This window comes from Nitrosomonadales bacterium (genome assembly GCA_016716325.1).
GTDB lineage: Bacteria > Pseudomonadota > Gammaproteobacteria > Burkholderiales > Gallionellaceae > Gallionella.
Genome location: JADJWO010000001.1, coordinates 165,482 through 187,024 on the forward strand (window position 1 = coordinate 165,482; position 21,543 = coordinate 187,024).

Annotated in this window: 24 protein-coding genes; 14 read left to right on the forward strand and 10 right to left on the reverse strand. The window is 62.0% G+C overall.

What is annotated here, in order from left to right; genetic code table 11:
- Positions 1-6: 6 nt before the first annotated feature.
- Positions 7-675, forward strand: a complete 669-nt coding sequence (locus tag IPM27_00715; protein MBK9160089.1) for a DNA adenine methylase — start codon at positions 7-9, stop codon at positions 673-675.
- A gap of 17 nt (positions 676-692) precedes the next feature.
- Here the strand turns inward: IPM27_00715 and IPM27_00720 are convergent, their stop codons facing one another.
- Genes IPM27_00720 through IPM27_00730 form a run of 3 tightly spaced genes read right to left on the reverse strand, consistent with a single transcriptional unit; the run spans position 693 to position 3,770 of the window.
- The gene (locus IPM27_00720) at positions 693-2,021 is read right to left on the reverse strand and encodes a hypothetical protein (GenBank protein MBK9160090.1); all 1,329 of its coding nucleotides are present in this window, start codon (positions 2,019-2,021) and stop codon (positions 693-695) included.
- Positions 2,018-2,950 (reverse strand): ABC transporter ATP-binding protein, encoded by a 933-nt coding sequence (locus tag IPM27_00725; protein MBK9160091.1) that lies wholly within the window; start codon positions 2,948-2,950, stop codon positions 2,018-2,020. The genes IPM27_00720 and IPM27_00725 overlap by 4 nt, the downstream gene beginning before the upstream one ends.
- A gap of 22 nt (positions 2,951-2,972) precedes the next feature.
- Positions 2,973-3,770, reverse strand: a complete 798-nt coding sequence (locus tag IPM27_00730) for an inositol monophosphatase (protein MBK9160092.1) — start codon at positions 3,768-3,770, stop codon at positions 2,973-2,975.
- Positions 3,771-4,035: 265 nt separating this feature from the next.
- On the opposite strand from IPM27_00730, the gene IPM27_00735 reads away from it, so the two are divergent.
- The 11 genes from IPM27_00735 (at position 4,036) to IPM27_00785 (ending at position 11,755) form a co-directional block, all read left to right on the forward strand.
- Positions 4,036-4,800: an RNA methyltransferase gene (locus tag IPM27_00735; GenBank protein ID MBK9160093.1), complete on the forward strand. Its 765-nt coding sequence runs from the start codon at positions 4,036-4,038 to the stop codon at positions 4,798-4,800.
- Positions 4,754-5,524, forward strand: coding sequence for a serine O-acetyltransferase (gene cysE / locus IPM27_00740; GenBank protein MBK9160094.1), 771 nt, complete (start codon positions 4,754-4,756; stop codon positions 5,522-5,524). The genes IPM27_00735 and cysE overlap by 47 nt, the downstream gene beginning before the upstream one ends.
- A gap of 96 nt (positions 5,525-5,620) precedes the next feature.
- On the forward strand, positions 5,621-6,094 hold the full coding sequence (locus IPM27_00745; GenBank protein ID MBK9160095.1) for a Fe-S cluster assembly transcription factor: 474 nt from the start codon (positions 5,621-5,623) through the stop codon (positions 6,092-6,094).
- Between the two features lie 48 nt (positions 6,095-6,142).
- Positions 6,143-7,351: an IscS subfamily cysteine desulfurase gene (locus tag IPM27_00750; GenBank protein ID MBK9160096.1), complete on the forward strand. Its 1,209-nt coding sequence runs from the start codon at positions 6,143-6,145 to the stop codon at positions 7,349-7,351.
- Between the two features lie 10 nt (positions 7,352-7,361).
- Positions 7,362-7,778: a Fe-S cluster assembly scaffold IscU gene (iscU, locus tag IPM27_00755; protein ID MBK9160097.1), complete on the forward strand. Its 417-nt coding sequence runs from the start codon at positions 7,362-7,364 to the stop codon at positions 7,776-7,778.
- Between the two features lie 104 nt (positions 7,779-7,882).
- Entirely contained in the window at positions 7,883-8,206 is a 324-nt protein-coding gene (gene iscA, locus IPM27_00760; protein ID MBK9160098.1) for an iron-sulfur cluster assembly protein IscA, read from the forward strand.
- Complete coding sequence (gene hscB, locus IPM27_00765; protein ID MBK9160099.1) at positions 8,206-8,748, forward strand: Fe-S protein assembly co-chaperone HscB; 543 nt, start codon at positions 8,206-8,208, stop codon at positions 8,746-8,748. Before iscA ends, hscB begins: the two co-directional genes overlap by 1 nt.
- 86 nt (positions 8,749-8,834) lie before the next feature.
- Positions 8,835-10,706: a Fe-S protein assembly chaperone HscA gene (gene hscA, locus IPM27_00770; protein MBK9160100.1), complete on the forward strand. Its 1,872-nt coding sequence runs from the start codon at positions 8,835-8,837 to the stop codon at positions 10,704-10,706.
- Positions 10,703-11,038: an ISC system 2Fe-2S type ferredoxin gene (fdx, locus tag IPM27_00775; protein MBK9160101.1), complete on the forward strand. Its 336-nt coding sequence runs from the start codon at positions 10,703-10,705 to the stop codon at positions 11,036-11,038. The genes hscA and fdx overlap by 4 nt, the downstream gene beginning before the upstream one ends.
- A 13-nt stretch (positions 11,039-11,051) precedes the next feature.
- Positions 11,052-11,243 (forward strand): Fe-S cluster assembly protein IscX, encoded by a 192-nt coding sequence (gene iscX / locus IPM27_00780; GenBank protein ID MBK9160102.1) that lies wholly within the window; start codon positions 11,052-11,054, stop codon positions 11,241-11,243.
- Entirely contained in the window at positions 11,243-11,755 is a 513-nt protein-coding gene (locus IPM27_00785) for a disulfide bond formation protein B (GenBank protein ID MBK9160103.1), read from the forward strand. The genes iscX and IPM27_00785 overlap by 1 nt, the downstream gene beginning before the upstream one ends.
- Here the strand turns inward: IPM27_00785 and IPM27_00790 are convergent.
- The 3 genes from IPM27_00790 to IPM27_00800 are packed head-to-tail and all read right to left on the reverse strand — an operon-like array spanning position 11,752 to position 13,972.
- Positions 11,752-12,660 carry a hypothetical protein gene (locus IPM27_00790; GenBank protein ID MBK9160104.1) on the reverse strand — a complete coding sequence of 303 codons (909 nt, stop codon included), beginning with the start codon at positions 12,658-12,660 and terminating at the stop codon, positions 11,752-11,754. The two genes, IPM27_00785 and IPM27_00790, sit on opposite strands and share 4 nt — an antisense overlap.
- A 7-nt stretch (positions 12,661-12,667) precedes the next feature.
- Positions 12,668-13,234, reverse strand: a complete 567-nt coding sequence (locus tag IPM27_00795) for a LemA family protein (protein MBK9160105.1) — start codon at positions 13,232-13,234, stop codon at positions 12,668-12,670.
- 48 nt (positions 13,235-13,282) lie between these two features.
- Positions 13,283-13,972, reverse strand: a complete 690-nt coding sequence (locus IPM27_00800) for an SIMPL domain-containing protein (GenBank protein ID MBK9160106.1) — start codon at positions 13,970-13,972, stop codon at positions 13,283-13,285.
- A 137-nt stretch (positions 13,973-14,109) separates the two neighbouring features.
- Here IPM27_00800 and IPM27_00805 point away from each other — a divergent pair, with 137 nt between their 5' ends.
- On the forward strand, positions 14,110-14,700 hold the full coding sequence (locus IPM27_00805) for a DUF4126 domain-containing protein (protein ID MBK9160107.1): 591 nt from the start codon (positions 14,110-14,112) through the stop codon (positions 14,698-14,700).
- Between the two features lie 4 nt (positions 14,701-14,704).
- Here IPM27_00805 and IPM27_00810 read toward each other — a convergent pair whose 3' ends face one another.
- The 3 genes from IPM27_00810 to IPM27_00820 form a co-directional block, all read right to left on the reverse strand.
- On the reverse strand, positions 14,705-15,517 hold the full coding sequence (locus IPM27_00810) for a fused MFS/spermidine synthase (protein ID MBK9160108.1): 813 nt from the start codon (positions 15,515-15,517) through the stop codon (positions 14,705-14,707).
- Between the two features lie 52 nt (positions 15,518-15,569).
- Positions 15,570-15,932 carry a hypothetical protein gene (locus IPM27_00815; GenBank protein ID MBK9160109.1) on the reverse strand — a complete coding sequence of 121 codons (363 nt, stop codon included), beginning with the start codon at positions 15,930-15,932 and terminating at the stop codon, positions 15,570-15,572.
- Between the two features lie 159 nt (positions 15,933-16,091).
- Positions 16,092-16,997 (reverse strand): NAD(P)H-hydrate dehydratase, encoded by a 906-nt coding sequence (locus IPM27_00820; GenBank protein MBK9160110.1) that lies wholly within the window; start codon positions 16,995-16,997, stop codon positions 16,092-16,094.
- A 70-nt stretch (positions 16,998-17,067) separates the two neighbouring features.
- On the opposite strand from IPM27_00820, the gene purL reads away from it, so the two are divergent.
- Positions 17,068-21,102 (forward strand): phosphoribosylformylglycinamidine synthase, encoded by a 4,035-nt coding sequence (gene purL / locus IPM27_00825; protein MBK9160111.1) that lies wholly within the window; start codon positions 17,068-17,070, stop codon positions 21,100-21,102.
- Between the two features lie 150 nt (positions 21,103-21,252).
- On the opposite strand, the gene IPM27_00830 is transcribed toward purL, so the two are convergent.
- On the reverse strand, positions 21,253-21,402 hold the full coding sequence (locus IPM27_00830) for a hypothetical protein (protein ID MBK9160112.1): 150 nt from the start codon (positions 21,400-21,402) through the stop codon (positions 21,253-21,255).
- Between the last annotated feature and the right edge of the window lie 141 nt (positions 21,403-21,543).

A 21,543-nucleotide genomic window follows, 5' to 3' on the forward strand; every position in this document is an offset into this window, starting at 1 on the left:
ATCCAGATGCGTTATCCAGGCGGCAAGGGCGGAGCGGGGATATACCAGAAGATCATCAACCTGATCCCCCCCCACACAACTTATATCGAACCCTTCGTGGGCGGCGGCAGCGTGTACCGGGCGAAACGTCCCGCGCTGGCCAGCGTCATCATCGATGCGGATGCTGCGGCACTCGAAAAACTGAAACCGCATGTGAACCTGTCCACGACGATCATCCACGGCGATGCGATCACGGAACTCGCGCAATACCACTTCACCGGCACCGAGTTCATCTATTGCGATCCGCCTTACATCATGTCCACCCGTTCCGGGCGGCGCCTGTACAACCACGAGATGACCGACGACCAGCACCGGCATCTGGTGTCCGTGCTGCTGACGATACCGGCCTCCGTGATGTTGTCCGGATACCGGAACGATATTTACGACAAGGCGCTGGCGAAGTGGAAGCGGATCGATTTCGAGGCCATGACGCGCGGCGGCCTGAAAACCGAATCGCTGTGGCTGAATTACGAGCCGCCGGCAGTCCCGTCGGAACTGACCTTCCTCGGCGAGAATTACCGGGAGCGGGAAAGGATCAAGCGCAAGAAGGCGCGCTGGGCGGACAAGCTGTGCAAACTGCCCCCCGCCGAACGGGCGGCGATCCTGGAAAGGTTGCTGGATCTCGCGCCGATATGACTGGCGAATGACGCCGGTTACAGCTGTTCTGAGTTGCGCAGCCGCCAGTTCAACAAGCCGATGGCAATGGCCGTGTGAACGGTCATGACCAGTACGCTGCTCCACGCATCGTGGCTGGCATCGATCGGCATGAGGAAGAACCGTACCGCATCCAGGTGCGCGGCGCCCGCAAGGAACGGCAACAACAGGTCGAGCACCATCAGGTACAGCAGGGTGACGGCGACCACGCGCCTGTTGATCGGTGAGAACGCGAAGAACAGCAGGATGCAGGCGTCGCGCAGCAGCATCAAGGCCAGTGTCAGCGCGTATTGCGGTTTCAGGAAGTCGGTACTGCCCAATCCTGTGTCATCGCTGCCCGTTGTGAGTACCAGTAGCAGGGCGAACAGGAAGGTGAGCGCGAGTGTGGTCGTCCACAGCGGCAGGTGTTCCAGCCAGCCGCGCCAGTCGGCGCGCGCCTGCAACAGGCGCAGTTTTCGCCAGCGGATGAGGGTGCTGGGTTCGCTGAACAGGGTGGCATAGGTCAGCATGCTGGCGATGACCAGGCCGATCAGCAAGTGTTGCGAGAGTCTCCCGTCGTGCAGGAAACCCGCGAAATAGAGCGTCAGGATGCAGGCGAACAGCGGCCATGCCCAGGGCAGGGTGCGCACCTGCAGCGCGTTGCAGGTGACACGCCATGCGGCGAGTATGGCGCAGGCAGCGAAAAGCAGCGCGCTGTCGAGCAGGAACAGGGCGCGATCGAAATCCATGTTCCACCATGAGACGACGTGGTCGTTCCTGCCCATGAATATGGGGATGAAGGCGAACGAGGCCTGGATCAGGAACAGCGCCAGCAGGATCGCCATCCAGTTCGTCCCGTTGCGTTGGGCGACACGCGTCTCGATCTGGTTGTTGTGCAGGTTCAGGGCGATCAGCGCCGCATGGATCATGATGCCGACGGCGGTCAGCGTGAGCAGCAGGTGCATCACGTCGTGCTTGCCGGCGACGATGCCGGAGAGGGTCATGACGGCGAGGCATATCAGGCCGCCATACCAGTTGAACGCGGTCGCGCCGAACAGTTTTCCCCAGGTCATCGTCCACGGGTCGAGCGCGCTCATGCGTTGCTGGTCCCATGTCTTGTCGCGCAGCTCGTCGACGATGCAGGCGTGGGCGTTCCGTGCCCCCCACAACCAGACGATGAAGATGAACAACGTGGACGATGTCGCGTAAAGACTGTTCGGAACATCGCCTGCATCATTGGCCATGAGCGCGGCGGTCAGGAAGGTAAGCGCCAGCAGTGCGGGCATGGCGATGAGGCGATGCAGGGAGAATGACAGCCACAGGTTGCGTTTGAATTCGGGATTGCTCATGGCTGCCCCTCCAGATGCGCCGCGACGGAGCGCAGATAGGATTGCTGCAGATTCTCCTTGTGCTCGGCCAGGCTGCTCACTGCGAAACCCTCGCGGATCATCAGTTTCAGCAGCGCGGCTTGCGCCCCCAGGTCGCCGTGGAAATCGAATTCGGCATGATCCCCGGTCGCGCTGATCAGGTCGATCTTGTCTGTCGCGGTCAGCCAGTCGCGCAAACGCGCATCGGTTTGCGCAAGGGCAAGCGTCAGGCGCCGCTTCACGTCCGGCTGGTGCGGGGAGTTCAGCGCACGGTTCTCCAGAATGCGGCCTTCGCGCAGCGCCAGGATATGGGTGGAGTATTCGTCCAGTTCGGCGAGGATGTGCGAGGACACCAGCAAGGTCATGCCTTCGGCCTGTAATTGGCGGAACAGCGCGGCGAGATTGGCGCGCGCTTCGGGATCAAGCCCGGATGCAGGCTCGTCCAGTAACAGCAATTTCGGTTGATGGATGATGGCCTGGCCGATGGCGACGCGCTGGCGTTGTCCGCGTGACAGGCTGCCGCTGGCTTGTGCGAGCTGTGCAACGAGGTCGAGCTGCTTCGCGGTACGCTGGACTGCTGCGGGGATGGTTCTTTCTTCCATACCCTGCGAAGCGGCGGCGTATTCAAGACATTGCGCGACGGTCAGGTCCTGGTAGAGGCCGTAGAAGTCGGACAGGTAACCCATGATGCGATGCACGTCGCGCGGTTGTTCGACGACATCCATGCCGTCCACCGTGATGCTGCCGGTCAGCGGGATCTCGAGACCGGCGATGCAGCGTATCAGGGTGGTCTTGCCCGCGCCGTTGGGCCCGACCAGCGCGGTGACGCTGCCCTTGGCGACCGTCAAGGTGACATCGTCGAGCGCGCGATGGCCGGGATAGTCGAAAGTCAAACCGGAAATGTCGATCATGCCGATCCTTCCGAAAATATTGTCAGCTTTTCAATCCGACCGTGAGGTGCGGTGCGATGACTTTCAGCAGTTGCGGGTGGATGTCGGGATTGCCCGCGCAGATGTGTCCGGTCTTGAGGAAGGTGTTGGAACCGTGCAGGTCGCTGACCATGCCGCCGGCTTCGGTGATCAGCAGGCAGCCACCCGCGATGTCCCATGGCTTGAGCCCGGTCTCGAAGAAGCCGTCGTAGCGGCCGGCCGCCATCCATGCCAGGTCCAGCGAGGCTGCGCCGGGGCGGCGCAGTCCGGCGGTCTTCTGCATCAGGTCGCGGAAGATCGCCATGTAGGCGTCCATGTGTTCGAAACGGGTGTAGGGGAAGCCGGTGCCGATCAGGCTGTCGACCAGTTCCCTGCGCTTGCTGACGCGGATGCGCTTGTCGTTCAGGAAAGCGCCGCGTCCGCGCGTGGCGGTGAACAGGTCGTTCTTGGTCGGGTCGTACACCACGGACTGGGTCAGCACGCCGTTGTGCTGCAAGGCGATGGACACGGCATATTGCGGCACGCCGTGCAGGAAGTTGGTGGTGCCGTCCAGCGGATCGATGATCCAGACATACTCCGACTCGCCTTGGACGCCGCTCTCTTCTGCTAGAATCGCATGGCCGGGATAGGCCTCCAGCAAGGTGTCTATGATGATGCGTTCGGCGGCGCGATCCACTTCGCTGACGAAGTCCGCATGGGATTTCTTGGTGATGGTGAGGTGGTCGATCTTGTCGGCGGAACGGTAGATCAGGTTGCCGGCGCGACGCGCGGCCTTTACCGCTGTGTTGAGCATGGGGTGCATATCAGTACGACCTTTTTAATGAGCGCGAAACTTTGATTAACCTACTGCGCGTCTTGATTTACCCGCAAGGGGCAGGCCGGTGGGTGCCCGGCGGTTTCACCGCCACCCATCCGCTCGCTGCGTTGCGCGGTGCTCGGAATCCTCATGTACTGATGAGTACACTCCGGTTCCTGTGCGCCGTGCGCCTTGCACTCAAGCCGCTCGCTACGGTTACTCAAAGTTTCGAATTGAAGTAACCGGTGCGCATTTTAGTTGGTATTGTCCTTTGAATAAACCTGATCTGCTAAATAATGTTCGTGTGGTGCTGAGCCATACCACCCATCCGGGCAACATCGGCGCGGCGGCGCGCGCGATGAAGACCATGGGATTGAGCCGGCTGTACCTGATCAATCCGCGCCATTTCCCCGATCCCCAGGCATCGGCGATGGCGGCGGGAGCGGACGACATCCTCGACCGTGCGGTGGTGTGCGGTTCCATCGATGAGGCGTTGCAGGGCGTGGTGTTCACGGCGGCGATGACGGCGCGGTTGCGCGACATCTCGATCGAGGTGAAGACGCCGCGCGAGGGGATGCCTCTGGTGTTGCAGGAGGCACAGGCGGGGCCGGTGGCGCTGCTGTTCGGCACCGAGATGTCCGGCCTGACCAACGAAGAGATGGGCAAGGCGCAGTTGGGTGTGAACATCCCGGCGAACCCCGAATTCTCATCCCTCAACGTTGCTTCCGCGGTGCAGGTGATGGCATATGAGTTGGCTGTGGCGGGACAAAGCCATCTGCCGCGCGTTGCGGAGATGCAGCCTGCCGCACATGAGCAGACCGAGGGTTTCTATGCACATCTGGAAAAGACGTTGCACGAGATCGGTTTTTTCACCACGCAGAATCCGGCGCGGCTGATGCAGCGCCTGCGCCGCCTGTACGCGCGGGCACGGCTGGAACAGGAGGAGATCAATATCCTCAGAGGTATCCTGAGCGTCACAACCGAGTACAATGCGCGCCTCAAATCGCGCTACCAGCAAGAGCACAAGGATGTTTGAAAATATCAGGGAAGATATCGCCAGTGTTTTCGACCGCGACCCGGCGGCGCGCAGCGCCTTCGAGGTGCTGACCTGCTATCCGGGGGTGCATGCACGTATGCTGCATCGTATGGCGAACACACTGTGGCATGCCAACCTCAAATGGCTGGCACGCTTCGTCTCGCATTTTGCGCGCTGGTTCACCGGCATCGAGATCCACCCGGGAGCGACCATCGGCCGGCGTTTCTTCATCGACCACGGCATGGGCGTGGTGATCGGGGAAACGGCCGAGATCGGCGATGATGTGACGCTGTATCACGGCGTGACGCTGGGTGGCACTTCGTGGAAGGAAGGCAAGCGCCATCCCACGCTGGGCAACGGCGTGGTGGTGGGTGCGGGCGCGAAGATACTCGGCCCGATCCATGTCGGCGACGGGGCGAAGATCGGCTCGAACGCGGTGGTGGTGAAGGACGTGCCGGCAGGCGCGACTGCGGCCGGCATTCCGGCGCGCATCCTCGACGAGGAAAAAAAGGTCGTGCATGGTTTCAATGCATACGGCATCGGCAACGATCAGAACGACCCGGTGAACAAGGCGCTGCACGGCCTGATCGGGCACAGCGTGACGGTGGACCAGCGCATCGACTTCATTCTGCAGCAACTCGAAAAGATGGGCGTGCGCGTCGAAGAGGAACGCGCCACCGCCGATAAGTTCGATCCCAATCATTTGAACAAGATTGTTGACTGAAACGATTGGGTATTCTATTATTAGCCATGGCTGATGCAGCATGCGCTTCGGCAATGCTGGATTACCGGATTCACTCATATTGAATGGAGAGATGACATGAGATTGACCACCAAAGGACGTTTTGCCGTGACAGCGATGGTTGACCTTGCGATGCGCGGCGGGAAGGGGCCGGTGACGCTGGCTTCGATCAGCGAACGGCAGAATATATCGCTCTCTTATCTGGAACAATTATTCGGCAAGCTGCGCCGCAACAGTATCGTCGAGAGCGTGCGCGGCCCGGGCGGCGGTTATTGCCTGGCCAGGCCGGCCGGCAAGATCAATATCGCCGAGATCGTGGTGGCGGTGGACGAACCGCTGGACGCGACCAATTGCGGCGGAAGGGGGGATTGCCAGGACATGAAGCCGTGCATCACCCATGATCTGTGGATGGGGCTGAACGAGAAGATATTCGACTATCTCGAAGGCGTCAGCCTGCAACAGATGGTTGACAGCTATGCCAAAAACAGGTCGGGGATAGCGCCGGTCACGGCGGGCAAGAATGGAACCGCCAGAGCCGTTGCGGCCCCGTGAGCCTGACAACGGACGCTACGTGCCGGCATCACCAGGGATATTGAAAAGATGAAGTTACCGATTTACATGGATTATTCCGCGACCACGCCGGTCGATCCGCGCGTGGCCGAAAAGATGATCCCCTACCTGACCGAGAAGTTCGGCAATCCGGCCAGCCGTTCCCATGCCTTCGGTTGGGAGGCGGATGAAGCCGTCGAATGCGCGCGCGCGCAGGTTGCCGCGCTGGTCAATGCCGATCCACGGGAGATCGTCTGGACCTCCGGCGCGACCGAATCGAACAACCTCGCCATCAAGGGCGCGGCGCACTTCTATCAGGGCAGGGGCAAACACGTCATCACCATGAGCATCGAGCACAAGGCGGTGATCGACACGGTGCGCGAACTGGAGCGCGAAGGCTACAGCGCGACCTACCTCGATCCGGAGCCGGACGGCCTGCTCGATCTGGATAAACTGAAGGCCGCGATCCGTCCCGATACCTCGCTGGTATCGGTGATGCTGGTCAACAACGAGATCGGCGTCATCCAGGATATCGCCGCGATCGGCGAGATCTGCCGTGAGCGGGGCATCCTGTTCCACGTCGATGCGGCGCAGGCGACCGGCAAGGTGGCGATCGACCTGCAGCAACTCAAGGTCGACCTGATGAGTTTTTCCGCGCACAAGACCTATGGCCCGAAAGGGATCGGCGCGCTGTATGTACGGCGCAAGCCGCGCGTGCGACTGGAAGCGCAGATGCACGGCGGCGGACACGAGCGCGGAATGCGTTCCGGCACGCTGGCGACGCACCAGATCGTCGGCATGGGCGAGGCGTTCCGCATCGCGCAGGAAGAGATGGCGACGGAGAACGAGCGCATCCGGATGTTGCGCGACCGCCTGCTGAAAGGCCTGATGAGCATGGAAGAGGTGCACATCAACGGCGACATGGAGCAGCGCGTGCCGCATAACCTCAACCTCAGCTTCAACTTTGTCGAGGGCGAATCGCTGATCATGGCGATCAAGGATGTCGCGGTATCCAGCGGTTCCGCCTGCACTTCGGCGAGCCTGGAGCCGTCCTACGTGCTGCGCGCGCTGGGGCGCAGCGACGAACTGGCGCACAGCTCGATCCGTTTCAGCGTGGGGCGTTTCACCACGATAGAGGAAGTGGATTATGTGATCGCGCTGCTCAACAGCAAGATCGGCAAGCTGCGCGAGTTATCGCCATTGTGGGAAATGTACAAGGACGGCATCGACCTGGACACCGTCCAATGGGCTGCGCACTAAGGAGGGCATCATGGCATACAGCGAAAAATTACTGGACCACTACGAGAATCCGCGCAACGTCGGTTCGTTCGCCAGGGACGCGGAAGGGCTGGGAACCGGCATGGTCGGCGCGCCGGCCTGCGGCGACGTGATGAAACTGCAGATCAAGGTCGGCAAGGATGGCGTGATCGAGGATGCCAAGTTCAAGACCTACGGCTGCGGTTCGGCCATCGCATCCAGTTCGCTGGTGACCGAATGGGTGAAAGGCAAGACCGTGGAGCAGGCGCTGGAGATCAAGAACACGCAGATCGCCGAGGAACTGGCGCTGCCGCCGGTGAAGATCCACTGTTCGATCCTTGCCGAGGACGCCATCAAGGCGGCGGTGGCCGATTACAAGGCCAAGCACGGCGAGAACGTCGAGACGGCGGCCTGCAAGGGCAGTAGGTAGTTCAAAAACCATTGGTCCACGAAATACACGAAAGCCACGAACAAAAATACGGATTTTATTTTCGTGAATTTCGTGGACAACGAATTGTTTTCAAGGAAGTCATCATGGCAATTACATTGACAGACAAGGCCGCGAACCATGTGCTGGGTTTCATCGCCAAACGCGGCAAGGGCGTCGGCCTGCGCATCGGTGTGCGCACCAGCGGCTGTTCCGGCATGGCCTATAAGCTGGAGTTCGCCGACGAGATCGGCAGCGACGACATCCTCTTCGACAGCCACGGTGTGAAAGTGCTGGTCGATCCGAAAAGCCTGCCCTATATCGACGGTATGGAGCTGGACTATGCGCGCGAAGGACTGAACGAAGGTTTCAAGTTCAACAATCCCAACGTCAAGAACCAGTGCGGGTGCGGAGAGAGCTTCCAGGTCTGATGTCATCCGCCGGCCCCGATCTCCAGAAAAACCACTTCCAGTTGTTCGGTCTTGCGCAGTCCTGCCAGATGGACGCGGCGCAGCTCGAACGGGAGTATCGCGCCCTTCAGGCGCAGGTTCACCCCGACAAGTCCGCGCATCTCGGTGAAGCGGAGCAGCGTCTCGCGATGCAGCTTTCCACGCAGGTGAACGAGGCCTACCAGACGTTGCGCAATCCGTTGCGCCGCGCGCGCTACCTGTTGTCGCTACACGGCGTAAGCACCGGGGAAGACACCCATACCGCGATGCCGGCGGATTTCCTGATGCAGCAGATGGAATGGCGCGAGGCGGTGGCGGATGCGCAGCAGGCGCGCGATGCCGGTGCGCTCGACCGCATCGGATCGGCCGTGCGGGAGGAGACGCGCGGACTCGAAGCGCAGCTTGCGGTTAAAATCGATACCGAGAAGGATTACGCGTTTGCCGCCGGACTGGTGCGCAAACTGCGCTTCATGGAAAAACTTGCGGAAGAGATCCATTCCGCTTATGACGCGATAGACAGCTAGCAAGTGGGGAGTGGAAAGTGGTGAGTAGCCCAAAGCTATAAACCACTCACGACTCACAACTTACGACTTACGACTTACGACTCTACATGGCCCTCTTGCAGATATCCGAACCCGGCCTGAGCGCCGCACCGCACCAGCACCGGCTGGCGGTCGGCATCGACCTCGGCACCACCAACTCGCTGGTGGCGACGGTGCGCAACAGTATCAGCGTGGTGCTCAACGACGAGGAGGGCAGTGCGCTGCTGCCCTCGGTGGTGCGCTACCTTGCGGATGGCACGGTGCATGTCGGCGTGACTGCGCAGCAGGAGCAGAGCCGGGATCCGGTTAACACCATCGTCTCGGTCAAACGTTTCATGGGGCGTGGCCTCAAGGACGTGGGTGAGGTGATCGACCTGCCCTACCGTTTCGTGGATACGCCCGGCATGGTGCAGTTGCGCACCGTGGCCGGCGTGAAGAGCCCGGTGGAAGTCTCCGCCGAGATCCTCAAGGTGCTGCGCGACCGGGCGGAACGTTCGCTCGGAGGCGAGCTGGTCGGGGCGGTGATCACCGTGCCGGCCTATTTCGACGATGCCCAGCGCCAGGCCACCAAGGATGCCGCGCGGCTGGCCGGACTCAACGTGCTGCGCCTGCTCAACGAACCGACCGCGGCGGCCATCGCCTACGGACTGGATAACGCCTCGGAAGGGGTATATGCGGTGTACGACCTGGGCGGCGGGACTTTCGACATCTCCATCCTGCGGCTGTCCAAGGGCGTGTTCGAAGTGCTGGCGACCAACGGCGATTCCGCGCTGGGCGGGGACGATTTCGATCAGCGCATCTATTGCTGGATACTGGAGGAAGCCGGTCTGTCGCAGCTCGGCGCGAACGATACACGCTTGCTGCTGACCCATGCGCGCGGCGCCAAGGAGCTGCTGACCGAGCACATGCAGACGCAGATTACCGCCGTGCTGGGCAACGGCGAACTGGTGGATGTGACGCTGACGCGCGAGGCGTTCTACGAGATGACCCGGAACCTGCTGGCACGCAGCCTGCAACCGACGCGCAAGGCTTTGCGCGATGCGGGGCTGAGCGTGGACGAGGTGAAGGGCGTGGTGATGGTGGGCGGCTCCACCCGCATGCCGCAGGTGCAGCGCGCGGTGGCCGAGTTCTTCGGGCAGACGCCGCTGACCAACCTCGATCCGGAAAAAGTGGTGGCGCTGGGTGCGGCGATCCAGGCCAATGTGCTGGCGGGCAATCGCGGCGGTGACGACTGGCTGCTGCTGGACGTGATCCCGCTCAGCCTGGGCATCGAGACCATGGGCGGGCTGGTCGAGAAGATCGTGCCGCGCAACAGTACCATCCCCACCGCGCGCGCGCAGGAATTCACCACCTGCAGGGACGGCCAGACCGCGATGAGCATCCATGTACTGCAGGGCGAACGCGAACTGGTGAGCGATTGCCGTTCGCTGGCGAAGTTCGAACTGCGCGGCATTCCGGCGATGGTCGCGGGGGCGGCGCGCATCCGCGTGACTTTCCAGGTGGACGCCGACGGCTTGCTCAACGTGTCGGCGCGCGAGACCGGGTCGGGGATCGAGGCGGCGATCGCCGTCAAGCCTTCCTACGGCCTGTCCGATGCCGAGATCACACGCATGTTGCAGGAATCCACGCAACATGCGCAGGACGACATGCAGGCGCGCGCGTTGCGCGAACAGCAGACCGAAGCGGAACAGTTGCTGGAAGCGGTGCGCCATGCGCTGGAACAGGACGGCGATCTGCTCGGGCCGGACGAGCGCGCGATTATCGGGGCGCAGATGGAAAAATTGCAGGAAACCTTGAAACGATCCGACCACCTCGCCATCAAACGCGGCATCGTCGCGTTGAACGATGCCACGGTCCGCTTCGCGCAGGCGCGCATGGACAAGAGCGTCGCGCGCGCGCTGGCAGGCAGGAAGATATCCGAACTGGAGAATAAATCATGACGCAGATCATCGTGTTGCCGCATGAGGAACTGTGCCCGGAGGGCGCGCTGTTCAATGTCGAGCCTGGCATCTCGCTGTGCGATGCGCTGTTGCAGAACGGCATCGAGATCGAGCACGCCTGTGAAAAATCCTGCGCCTGTACCACCTGCCATGTCATTTTGCGCGAAGGGTTCAGCACGCTGAATCCTGCCGAGGAGACCGAGGAAGACCTGCTCGACAAGGCATGGGGGCTGGAGCCCGCGTCACGCCTGTCCTGTCAGGCGGTGGTGGCGGACCGGGATCTGGTCGTGGAGATCCCGAAGTACACGATCAACATGGTCAAAGAAGGCTGACGGAGGTTCCCGTATGAAATGGACAGACGTGCGCGACATCGCCATCGCGCTGAGCGAAAAATACCCAGACATCGACCCGCGCACCGTGCGCTTCGTCGATCTGCACAACCGGGTGGTCGACCTGGAGGGGTTCGATGACGATCACGGGCGCGGCGGCGAGAAGGTGCTCGAGGCGATACAGGCTGCATGGATAGAGGAGATATGATGGATATCCTAAGGCTCTGGCAAGGCGTTTCCAATCGCTGGCTGTACCTGGCAGGCGCGCTGTTCGCCAGCGGACTGATGGGCTTCGGCCTGTTCCTGCAATACGTCAGGCACCTGGATCCCTGTCCGTTGTGCATGGTGCAGCGCGTGGCGTTCATCGCGATCCTGGCGATGTTCGCGGTGGCCGCACTACATGGCCCGAAGCGCGCCGGCGAGCGCATCTATGCGGCGCTGATCGGATTGTTGTCACTGTCCGGCGTGGCCGTTGCCGCGCGCCATATCTGGATCCAGAACCTGCCCAAGGACCAGGTGCCGGCCTGTGGCCCCGGCCTCGACTACATGCTGGAGACCATGCCGATGGCCGATGTGCTGAAGGAGTTGCTGCACGGCTCGGGCGAATGTGCGGAAAAGGTCTGGAGTTTCCTGGGGCTCGGCATCCCGGAATGGTCGCTGTTGTGCTATCTCGCGCTGGGCGTGTGGGCGGTGTTGATCGCTGTCAGGGAAAAATCCTAGAACGGTTTCATTTGCAGCATCCAGCCCAGTCCGATGAGCGCGCCGAAGAAGATGGTCACATGCGCCCATGACCAGAGCAGGTAGCGACGCGAGAGTTTATCGGGTGTGAGGTTGCTGAGCAGGAACAGCTTGCCGTCGCGCGGCCGGCTGATGATATGGATATCCGGCTGCGCCTGCGCCTCGCGCTTCTTCTTTGCCACTTCACGTTGCGCGGCCCTTCTCGCCAGCATCCATTCGGTCATATCCAGTTCGCCGTTGTTGTCCAGGTCGAAGCGCGCATGCAGGGCGGGCAGGTCGCGCTTCCATTCCGCCAGCAACGCGTTGAGTTCGGCGCGGACGTCAAATTCGGTGCCCAGGCTGCGCGTGCGGAATTCCCCGAGGGCATACAGGCTGTCGTTCTGGATGAGTTTCCATTCGGTGTAACGATAATGGCCCTCGATCCACCGGTCGTGATGCCGGGTGACGATCTCCGCGTCTTCCGGATCGACCACGCATTCCCCGCTGCCGTCGCGCAGGATGAACGAATCGCTGCTCTCGCCGCTATCGATGGTGCGCCATGAGCGACCGTTCTTGGTGTGGTATTCCTCTTCGACTTCGTAGCGGTACCACAGGCAGGGCAATGCGCGCAGTTTACTGATGAGTGGCGTTCCGCCGAAGAACTGGCCTCGTCCGACGAGCTCGACATAACCCTGCGCGGCGGAGGCGACCTTCGAGGTCGGCGTGCCGCGGATCATGCGCAGCCGGTGCAGCGCCGACAGCCAGGCGAAGAAGCTGATGACTGCCATCAGGGACAGGCAGCCGATCCAGCCTTCGCGCGATTCCATCTTGAGGCCGATGACCAGCAACAGCAACTGGGCACCGGACGTGACCAGGTGCGCGTATTCGCGGCGCAGCGAAGCCAGCATGGGGAAATCAGCTGAATAGCTGTTTCATGTCCACGTCAGCCTTTTCAGTTGCGGAGAATTCCAGCAGTGCCTTCGGGGCATAGCCGAACATATTCGCGACCAGCACGGCGGGGAACTGCTCGATGCCGACGTTGTAGATGTTCACCGATTCGTTGTACAGCTCGCGGCGGTCGGCGATGCTGTTCTCCAGGCCGGTGATGCGGTTCTGCAACTGCATGAAGTTCTCGTTGGCCTTCAGTTCGGGATAGGCCTCCGCCACCGCGAAGATGCTGCCCAGCCCCATGCGCAGCGCGCCTTCCGCCTGGCCGAGCGCGCCGATGTCCTGGCGTTCGCGCGCCGCATGGACCTGCGAGCGCGCTTCGATCACCTTCTGCAGCGTACTCTGCTCGAACTCCTTGTACTGCTTGCACACCTCGACCAGCTTGGGCAATTCGTCGTGGCGCTGCTTGAGCAGCACGTCGATGTTCGCCCACGCCTTGGCGACGGCATGCTTCAGGTTGACCAGGTGGTTGTACAGGGTGATGCCGTAGAACACCACCACTGCGAAGAAACCGAGAAAGATCAGGGAAGACATATGTGCTCCTTTTCGTTTATGAAGAACATCGCCGGGCGAAACTGCGCGTCACTGCAGCTCGATGGTACCGTTGATCTGCACCGCCATACGGCTGTCGCCAGCGGCGAATTCCGGTGCCGGGATCGCCGCTTCCATCGTCATCGCGCTACGCGCCATGGCGATGGGGTAGGGTGCCGGCATCCTGCCGCCGCTGTTGATGGAAAGGTTGACGCTCCTGTAGGCGCGCGCGCCCAGCGCGGCGCGGATCGCCTCGGCGCGTTCCTGGAACGACTTGATCGCTCCGGCGATCAGTTCGTTCTCGATCTTCGCGCGGGTATCCGGCGCAACGGAGAAGTGGATGTCACCAAGCTGCAAAGTTTGCTGCAGCCGCATGATGAGATCGCCCGCAGCCTTGAAATCGCGGCTCTCCAGGCGGATCTCGCCGTGGCCGCGCCAGCCGTCCACCCGGTTGTCCTTGCCATATACCGGATAGGTGTGCTGGTTGCCGCTGCTGGCCTTGACGTGTTCGAAGGCGGCGGCCTGCTTCAGCGCATCGTTGAGCGCGGTATTGAGTTGTTGCGCGACGCGCGACGGCTGCCGATCCTGGATTTGTATCCGCATGGTGGCCGTCAACAGGTCGTTGGCGACCTCGCGCGCGGATTCGACCTGGAAATCTACCCGGTTGTACGGCCCGGCTTCGGCATGGGCCAGCAAAGGGAAAGACAACAGGCCGCACAGCAATAGGGAATGCAACAACATGATCTCCTCCTTGGCATGATCTCAAGGCTACATGCTAAAACAAAACCGCGCGCAAGTAACGATTGCGTTCGTTCCGGAACGATTGCTTACCTGCGATAATCGCGTCTCGGCAAGTGGTATCAACAGGAGGCAGGGAGATGGACGCGGTTTCCAGTATCGCGCTGGCGACAGGACTCGGCTGGGCGAGCGGTATCCGGCTGTATGCGACGGTGTGCATCGTCGGGCTGCTGGAAAGGCTCGGTTATATCGGGCTTCCGGCAGCTCTTGAGGTTCTGTCCAACCCTTATGTCATCGGCCTGTCCGGCGCGCTGTTCGTGGTGGAGTTCTTCGCCGACAAGTTCCCGGTGGTGGATAGCGCATGGGATAGCGTCCATACCTTCATCCGCATTCCGGCGGGGGCATTGCTGGCGATGGGCGCGATAGACAGCAGCGATCCGCTCGTTGCCGCAGCATTCGCGTTGCTTGGTGGCACGCTGGCAGGCGGCACACATTTCGCCAAATCGGGCAGCCGCGCTCTGATCAATACTTCGCCGGAGCCATTCAGCAACTGGGTCGCCTCGTTCGGCGAAGAAGGTCTGCTGGTGATGGGACTGTGGCTGGCGCTGGCGCACCCGGCGTGGTTCCTGGTGTTCATCGTGCTGTTCGTCGCCGTGCTGGTCTGGGTGCTGCCCAGACTGTGGCGCGGGGTGAGGCTGGTCTGGCGGCGTATCGCCGGAACATCCGCCTGACCGATCACAGGGTCAGCGTATCGTTCAAACAGGTTCTGGCCTGTGCCAGGCGCGCCAGTGTGGGTAACAGGTTCAGCCCGGCCTGCTGCTTCAGGGCCAGCGCATTCTCCTTCAATTCATCGAAAGTGATGTCGACCGGCTCACCCCCGGCGGCGAAGGCGATGGTATTGCCGCTTTCGCAGGAAGGGAACATCAGCGCGCGGTCTTCGAAGGCCTGGGTGATATACCTGAAGCCGCCCATCGCACCGCGGCTGATGCCGATCAGGTTGACGGCCATGATGCCCTCGTTGCTCAACCGGGTGCGGCATGCCTGATAGAACGGCAGGGTGTTCAGTTCTCCGGGGTGCGCGTGATCGTTGAATCCGTCCACCAGGATCAGGTCGAATTTCTTGTTCGTGCCCAGCACATATTCCGCGCCGTCGCCGATGACGATATGGATGCGCTTGTCGTCTTCCGGCAGCTTGAAATACTGCTGTGCGGCGGCGACCACGGCCGGCTCGATCTCGACGATGGTGAGATGCGCGAGCGGACGATGGCGGTACAGGAACTTGGTCAGCGAAGCCGCGCCCAGGCCGATCAGCAGCACCTTGCGCGGCCAGCGCGCATCCTCCCGCAGCACCCGCGAGGAGTACGCCGGTGGGTGCCCGGCGGCTTTGCCGCCACCCTCCCGCAGCAGCAGGCTGGCCATCATTTCACGGGTATATTCCAGCTCCAGGTTCCACGGCCGCGCGATGCGCATCGCGCCCTGTATCCAGGTGGACCCGAAGTGCAGATAGCGCACTCCGGCTTCTTCGGAGATGTCGATGGGATAACTCATGCGTGGATAATCGGGATTGCCGGAGTGGCCGATGCCGGATGGCGGGCCGGGGTCAAAACCTGTCGGATTCGCGCCTTTCCAGCATGGTTTCTATGTGCCGGCACAATTCATCGTCCGCCATACCGTGTATTTCGCTATAAGCCAGCATATATGTCGCTTCTTCCAATGCGCCTTCATTCCCGAATTCGAACCCGATATCCGGGTGGTCGTACAACCGGCTTGCCCAGGCTTTCAGTTCCGATGCATCCAGCATGCCGCCCTCGAACTGGCGCAGAACCTCGAGGAACACTGTCCTGGAAAGGATGACCCGGGGCAGTTCGATGCCCGGAGCATGTTCTTCCAGCGCACGAATGACAAATTCATCCGGGCGTGGATTCTGGATGATCTCCATCAGCAACTCGGCACGTTTGCGCATACGAATCTCCTGTCCAGATGAGGCTCGATGAATAATACGATGTCGTCAGTATTTCCAGTGTGGCGAATTGTTAAACACATTTGGCCGGGGGGACAAGCGATTTTTTTCAGGCTTCCCCGTGTCCGGCCCCGCAGGGCCGGTTGTCACCCTTGCAGCATGCTAGCGTATCTGCCACTGGTTCAATAACCAGCGCGCCCATTCGGTGACTTCAGTCGCACTCATGCCAGTCGTGGCCTGCTGTTTCGCCAGTTCGTCGCCCGCCGCACCGTGCAGGTATACCGCCAGCAGCAGCGCGTCATCGGCATCCAGTCCCTGTGCGATGAAGGCTGCGATCATGCCGGTCAGCACATCGCCCATTCCGGCGGCGCTCATGCCGGGATTCCCGGTGCGGTTGACGAACAGTCTGCCGTCGCGGGTTGCGCACAGGCTGTACGCGCCCTTCAGCACGATGCTGCCGCCATATTCCTGTGCCAGTCGTTGTACTGCCGCGATGCGGTCGGCCTGTACCGTGCCGGTTTCGGCGCCCAGCAAGCGCGCGGCTTCGCCGGGATGAGGGGTGAGTACGTAAGCAGCCTTGCGCGCTGACAGCAGGCTGCGCAGGTCGGGACGCAACGCCAGCAGGTTCAGCGCATCGGCATCCAGCACCAGCGCGGCATCGCTGCGCAGCGCGTCGTGGAGGAGTTTCTGCGCGGCCAGGCTGCCTCCCAGCCCGCAGCCGATGGCCAGTACAGAATTGGAAATGCTTCTCACGGTTGCCCCCTCTCCCGCTTGCGGGAGAGGGTTGGGGAGAGGGAGTGCGCGCATTGCATCGTTGGCCCGATGCAACATCAGTTCCGGTTGCAGCGGATCGACGGCCGGAGCATTGTCCGCCAGCAGGCCGACATGCACGCAGCCCGCACCCAGCTTCAGCGCCGCCCGTCCGGCCAGCAGCGCCGCGCCGACCATGCCGGATGCGCCGCCGATCACCGTGACAGTGCCGAACATGCCTTTGTGGCTGTCGCGCGGGCGTTTCGGCAACCGGGCGGCAACCTGTTTGCGGGTCAGGGTGGGGATGTTTTTGCTCATTATCTGGCCGGGTCAATGGGTGGGGCGCATAGTATAATCGCGGCCCGAATAAATTTTCACGATCCCTGCCATGTTTCATGTCTCTGTCGGTCATTCCGCGTTATCCACCTTCCGCCTCGACAAGCTGCGCGCCGCGCTGAATGCCGCCGTCCCGGGCATTGATGTCGTTGCCACGCGCCATTTCTATTTCAGCGCCTTGCACGGAAAGTCGTTGCGCAACGGGCTTCTTGCGGCCTCCTTCTCGCCGGGGTTGAGCAATGCGCAGGCACGGTTGCTGGGCAGGGTGCTGGGCCTGGACAGGAAGTCCGGCGAACCATCAGACGCCGGGGTATGCCAGCGCCTGCTGGTGGTGCCGCGCCTCGGCACGATCTCGCCATGGTCGACCAAGGCGACCGACATCGCGCGGCATTGTGGTCTGACCGGAATCGAACGCATCGAACGCGGCGTGGTGTATTACCTGCGCGCTGCCAACGGCAAGCCGCTGGGAAAGGCGGAACTGGCCGCAGTTTTGCCGTTGCTGCACGACCGCATGACCGAGACCGTGCTGGACAGTATCGACGGTGCCGCGGAAAAAATCTTCCGGCACGGCAAGCCGCAACCGATGCAGACGGTGAACGTGCTGAAAGGGGGCGGCAAGGCGCTTAATAAAGCCAACCGCGAGATGGGGTTGGCTCTGTCCGCCGATGAGATCGAATACCTGGTCGAGAATTTCCGCAAACTGGAGCGCAATCCGACCGACGTCGAGCTGATGATGTTCGCGCAGGCCAATTCCGAGCATTGCCGCCACAAGATATTCAATGCCGACTGGGTGATCGACGGCGAGGCACAGGACATGTCGCTGTTCGGCATGATCCGCAACACCCACAAGGTGAGCCCGCAGGGCACGGTGGTGGCCTATTCCGACAATTCCTCGGTGATCGAGGGCGCGCGCATCGAGCGTTTCTATCCGCGTGCAGATGGCGGCTATGCGTTCAGCGAGGAACTGACCCACACGCTGATGAAGGTCGAGACGCACAACCACCCGACCGCGATCGCGCCGTTCGCGGGCGCGGCGACCGGCAGCGGCGGCGAGATACGCGACGAAGGTGCGACCGGTACCGGTTCCAAGCCCAAGGCCGGCCTCACCGGCTTCTCGGTGTCCAACCTGAATATTCCGGGGTTTAGACAGCCGTGGGAACAATACAGCCCTCTCCTTAACCCTCTCCCGCCAGCGGGAGAGGGAACGTTCCCCTCGCCCGCTGGCGGGAGAGGGGCTGGGGGAGAGGGTGCGACTTATGGAAAACCGTCGCGTATCGTCTCCGCATTGCAGATCATGCTGGACGGCCCGATCGGTGCGGCGGCGTTCAACAACGAATTCGGCCGCCCCAATCTGGCCGGTTATTTCCGCACCTTCGAGGAGAGCGTCAGCGGCGAGATGCGCGGCTACCACAAGCCCATCATGCTGGCCGGCGGCCTTGGCAGCATCAATGCCGGGCACACCCACAAGCACGAACTTCCGGTCGGTGCACTGCTGATCCATCTGGGCGGCCCCGGCATGCTGATCGGCCTCGGCGGCGGCGCGGCATCCAGCATGGATACCGGCAGCAATGCCGAGAATCTCGATTTTGATTCGGTGCAGCGCGGCAACCCAGAGATGCAGCGCCGCGCGCAGGAAGTCATCGACCGCTGCTGGCAGCTTGGTGACGACAATCCGATCCTGTCGATACACGATGTCGGCGCGGGCGGCATGTCCAACGCGCTGCCGGAACTGGTGCACGGCGGCGGCAAGGGCGCGGACTTCGAGTTGCGCAAGATCCCGCTGGACGAGACCGGCATGTCGCCGAAACAGATCTGGTGCAACGAATCCCAGGAACGCTACGTGCTGGCCATCGCGCCGGAACGCCTCGAACAGTTCCGCGCCTTCTGCGAGCGCGAACGTTGTCCGTTCGAAGTGGTCGGCACCGCGATGGACGAAGACCGCATCACCGTGCACGACACGGAATTCGGCAATGCCCCGGTGGACATGCCGCTGTCGGTGCTGCTCGGCAAACCGCCGAAGATGACGCGCAACGCGACGCGCGAAACGCCCCGGCTGAATGCCTGCGATATCGGCCGCTTCGAATTGGGCGACGCGATCGGGCGGGTGTTGCGCCTGCCGTCGGTGGCGAACAAGACCTTCCTGATCAGTATCGGCGACCGCACTGTCGGCGGCATGACCGCGCGCGACCAGATGGTCGGCCCGTGGCAGGTGCCGGTGGCGGATGTCGCGGTGACGCTGATGGGCTTCAACACCCATCGCGGCGAAGCGTTCGCGATCGGCGAGCGCACCCCGCTGGCGCTGGTGAATGCGCCGGCTTCCGGGCGCATGGCGGTAGGCGAGGCGATCACCAATATCGCTGCAGCACGCATCGCCAGGATCGGCGATATCAAGCTGTCCGCCAACTGGATGGCGGCGGCGGGACACCACGGCGAGGATGCCGCGCTGTTCGATACCGTGCACGCGGTGGGCATGGAACTGTGTCCGCAGCTCGGCATCGGCATCCCGGTCGGCAAGGATTCGATGAGCATGAAGACGACCTGGAAAGAGGGCGGCGAAGACAAGGCTGTGACCGCGCCGCTATCGTTGATCGTTTCCGCCTTTGCGCCATGTGCGGACGCGCGGCGCACGCTGACGCCGCAAATGGTGGCCGACCTCGATACCGCACTGCTGCTGATCGACCTCGGGCAGGGCAGGAACCGCATGGGCGGCTCGGCGCTGGCGCAGGTCTTCAAGCAGGTCGGCGATGTCGCGCCGGACGTGGATGATGCCGCGTTGCTCAAGGCGTTCTTCGAGCTGGTGCAGCGCCTGAATGCGGACGGCGCGCTGCTCGCCTATCACGACCGTTCCGACGGCGGCATGTTCGTCGCGCTGTGCGAGATGGCGTTCGCATCGCACATCGGCATCGACATCTGCCTCGACGAATCGCATGGCGATACGTTGCGCGTCCTGTTCAACGAGGAACTGGGGGCGTTGGTGCAGGTACGCAATCGCGATGTGGCGCATATCCAGCAACTGGCACGCGATGCCGGGCTGAAGAACGTGTACAGGGTGGGCGTGCCGAACGACACCGGCATGGTCAACATCCAGCGCGGCGACGAAACGCTGTGCAGCGTGAGCGGTGTGGCACTGCAACGCATCTGGTCGGAGACCACGTGCCAGATGCAGAAGCTGCGCGACAATCCCGCCTGTGCGCAGCAGGAATTCGACCTCATCCTCGATGCCGCCGATCCCGGGCTGCATGTGAAGCTGACCTATGATCCCGATGCGCCGCCCCCGCCGGTGCGCCACGAGTTCGTCGAGGGCAGGGTCGTCATCCCGCGTCCGCGCATGGCCATTCTGCGCGAACAGGGCGTCAACGGTCATGTCGAGATGGCTGCCGCGTTCGACCGCGCCGGGTTCAACGCGGTGGACGTGCACATGAGCGACATCATCAGCGGTCGCGTCAGGTTGGCTGATTTCAAGGGTTTCGTGGCCTGCGGCGGATTTTCCTACGGCGACGTGCTGGGCGCGGGCGAGGGCTGGGCGAAATCCATCCTGTTCAATCCGCGCGCGCGCGACGAGTTCGAGGCTTTCTTCCAGCGCAACGACACCTTCGCGCTGGGTGTGTGCAACGGTTGCCAGATGATGAGCAACCTGCACGAGATCATTCCCGGTGCGGAGAACTGGGCGCACTTCGGGCGCAACCAGTCCGAGCAGTTCGAAGCGCGCTTCGTGATGGTCGAGGTGCAGAAATCGCCCTCGATCCTGTTCGACGGGATGGCCGGCAGTCGCATGCCCATCGTCGTCGCGCATGGCGAAGGCTGTGCCGATTTTAGCGATGCGCAGCAGCTGAAGGCGGCGCAGAGACTGGTGACGCTACGCTACGTGGACAACTACGGTCAGCCGACCGAGACCTACCCGCTCAATCCCAACGGCTCGCCGCAGGGCATCACCGGGCTGACCACGCCGGACGGGCGCTTCAGCATCATGATGCCGCATCCCGAGCGGGTGTTCCGCGCCGTGCAGAACTCCTGGTACCCGAAGGAATGGAACGAGAACGGCGCCTGGCTGCGCATGTTCCAGAACGCGCGGAAGTGGGTGGGGTAAATGTCATTGATATAACTACTAGCCATTCGACTAAGCCCGCAAGCGGACAAGTCGCTGGTTATCCCGAGAAGGCGGGGATCCGGAATGAAAAAGGCGACCGTTCGGTCGCCTTTTTGTCGTTGTGGTCTGGTAGGTTGCAGCTGACTTGCGTTATGCGTTTTTTTCCTTGTTGCACTCGGGGCAACCTTCGCTCGGCAGATAGGGCAGGCCATGCTTGGGGCAACGCTTGAGCTGGACCGTCTTTTCGTGATCATCGTCAGCAGGCTTGTTGTCTGGCTGTTCGTTTTCGGGTGGCGTCATTTATTTTCTCCCTTTGATGGTCAATATAAGCAACGGCGACTATTCACGCTCGATACGTCGGATATGCGAAGGCTACCACAAACAGGACTGGGTAAACCATATCCGGAGATACCGCCGGGTCACCCGACGATATCCCCCCTG

Bases quoted from the DNA above. Each gene is read 5' to 3' on its own strand.
- IPM27_00830 (MBK9160112.1), bottom strand. From the start codon at position 21,402: ATGACGCCACCCGAAAACGAACAGCCAGACAACAAGCCTGCTGACGAT.
- IPM27_00805 (MBK9160107.1), top strand. From the start codon at position 14,110: ATGGACGCGGTTTCCAGTATCGCGCTGGCGACAGGACTCGGCTGGGCG.
- cysE (MBK9160094.1), top strand. From the start codon at position 4,754: ATGCGCGCCTCAAATCGCGCTACCAGCAAGAGCACAAGGATGTTTGAA.
- iscA (MBK9160098.1), top strand. From the start codon at position 7,883: ATGGCAATTACATTGACAGACAAGGCCGCGAACCATGTGCTGGGTTTC.
- hscA (MBK9160100.1), top strand. From the start codon at position 8,835: ATGGCCCTCTTGCAGATATCCGAACCCGGCCTGAGCGCCGCACCGCAC.
- IPM27_00810 (MBK9160108.1), bottom strand. From the start codon at position 15,517: ATGAGTTATCCCATCGACATCTCCGAAGAAGCCGGAGTGCGCTATCTG.
- IPM27_00745 (MBK9160095.1), top strand. From the start codon at position 5,621: ATGAGATTGACCACCAAAGGACGTTTTGCCGTGACAGCGATGGTTGAC.
- iscX (MBK9160102.1), top strand. From the start codon at position 11,052: ATGAAATGGACAGACGTGCGCGACATCGCCATCGCGCTGAGCGAAAAA.
- IPM27_00820 (MBK9160110.1), bottom strand. From the start codon at position 16,997: ATGAGCAAAAACATCCCCACCCTGACCCGCAAACAGGTTGCCGCCCGG.
- IPM27_00725 (MBK9160091.1), bottom strand. From the start codon at position 2,950: ATGATCGACATTTCCGGTTTGACTTTCGACTATCCCGGCCATCGCGCG.
- IPM27_00715 (MBK9160089.1), top strand. From the start codon at position 7: ATGCGTTATCCAGGCGGCAAGGGCGGAGCGGGGATATACCAGAAGATC.
- IPM27_00750 (MBK9160096.1), top strand. From the start codon at position 6,143: ATGAAGTTACCGATTTACATGGATTATTCCGCGACCACGCCGGTCGAT.
- hscB (MBK9160099.1), top strand. From the start codon at position 8,206: ATGTCATCCGCCGGCCCCGATCTCCAGAAAAACCACTTCCAGTTGTTC.
- IPM27_00790 (MBK9160104.1), bottom strand. From the start codon at position 12,660: ATGCTGGCTTCGCTGCGCCGCGAATACGCGCACCTGGTCACGTCCGGT.
- IPM27_00720 (MBK9160090.1), bottom strand. From the start codon at position 2,021: ATGAGCAATCCCGAATTCAAACGCAACCTGTGGCTGTCATTCTCCCTG.
- IPM27_00795 (MBK9160105.1), bottom strand. From the start codon at position 13,234: ATGTCTTCCCTGATCTTTCTCGGTTTCTTCGCAGTGGTGGTGTTCTAC.
- IPM27_00785 (MBK9160103.1), top strand. From the start codon at position 11,243: ATGGATATCCTAAGGCTCTGGCAAGGCGTTTCCAATCGCTGGCTGTAC.
- purL (MBK9160111.1), top strand. From the start codon at position 17,068: ATGTTTCATGTCTCTGTCGGTCATTCCGCGTTATCCACCTTCCGCCTC.
- IPM27_00815 (MBK9160109.1), bottom strand. From the start codon at position 15,932: ATGCGCAAACGTGCCGAGTTGCTGATGGAGATCATCCAGAATCCACGC.
- fdx (MBK9160101.1), top strand. From the start codon at position 10,703: ATGACGCAGATCATCGTGTTGCCGCATGAGGAACTGTGCCCGGAGGGC.
- iscU (MBK9160097.1), top strand. From the start codon at position 7,362: ATGGCATACAGCGAAAAATTACTGGACCACTACGAGAATCCGCGCAAC.
- IPM27_00800 (MBK9160106.1), bottom strand. From the start codon at position 13,972: ATGTTGTTGCATTCCCTATTGCTGTGCGGCCTGTTGTCTTTCCCTTTG.
- IPM27_00730 (MBK9160092.1), bottom strand. From the start codon at position 3,770: ATGCACCCCATGCTCAACACAGCGGTAAAGGCCGCGCGTCGCGCCGGC.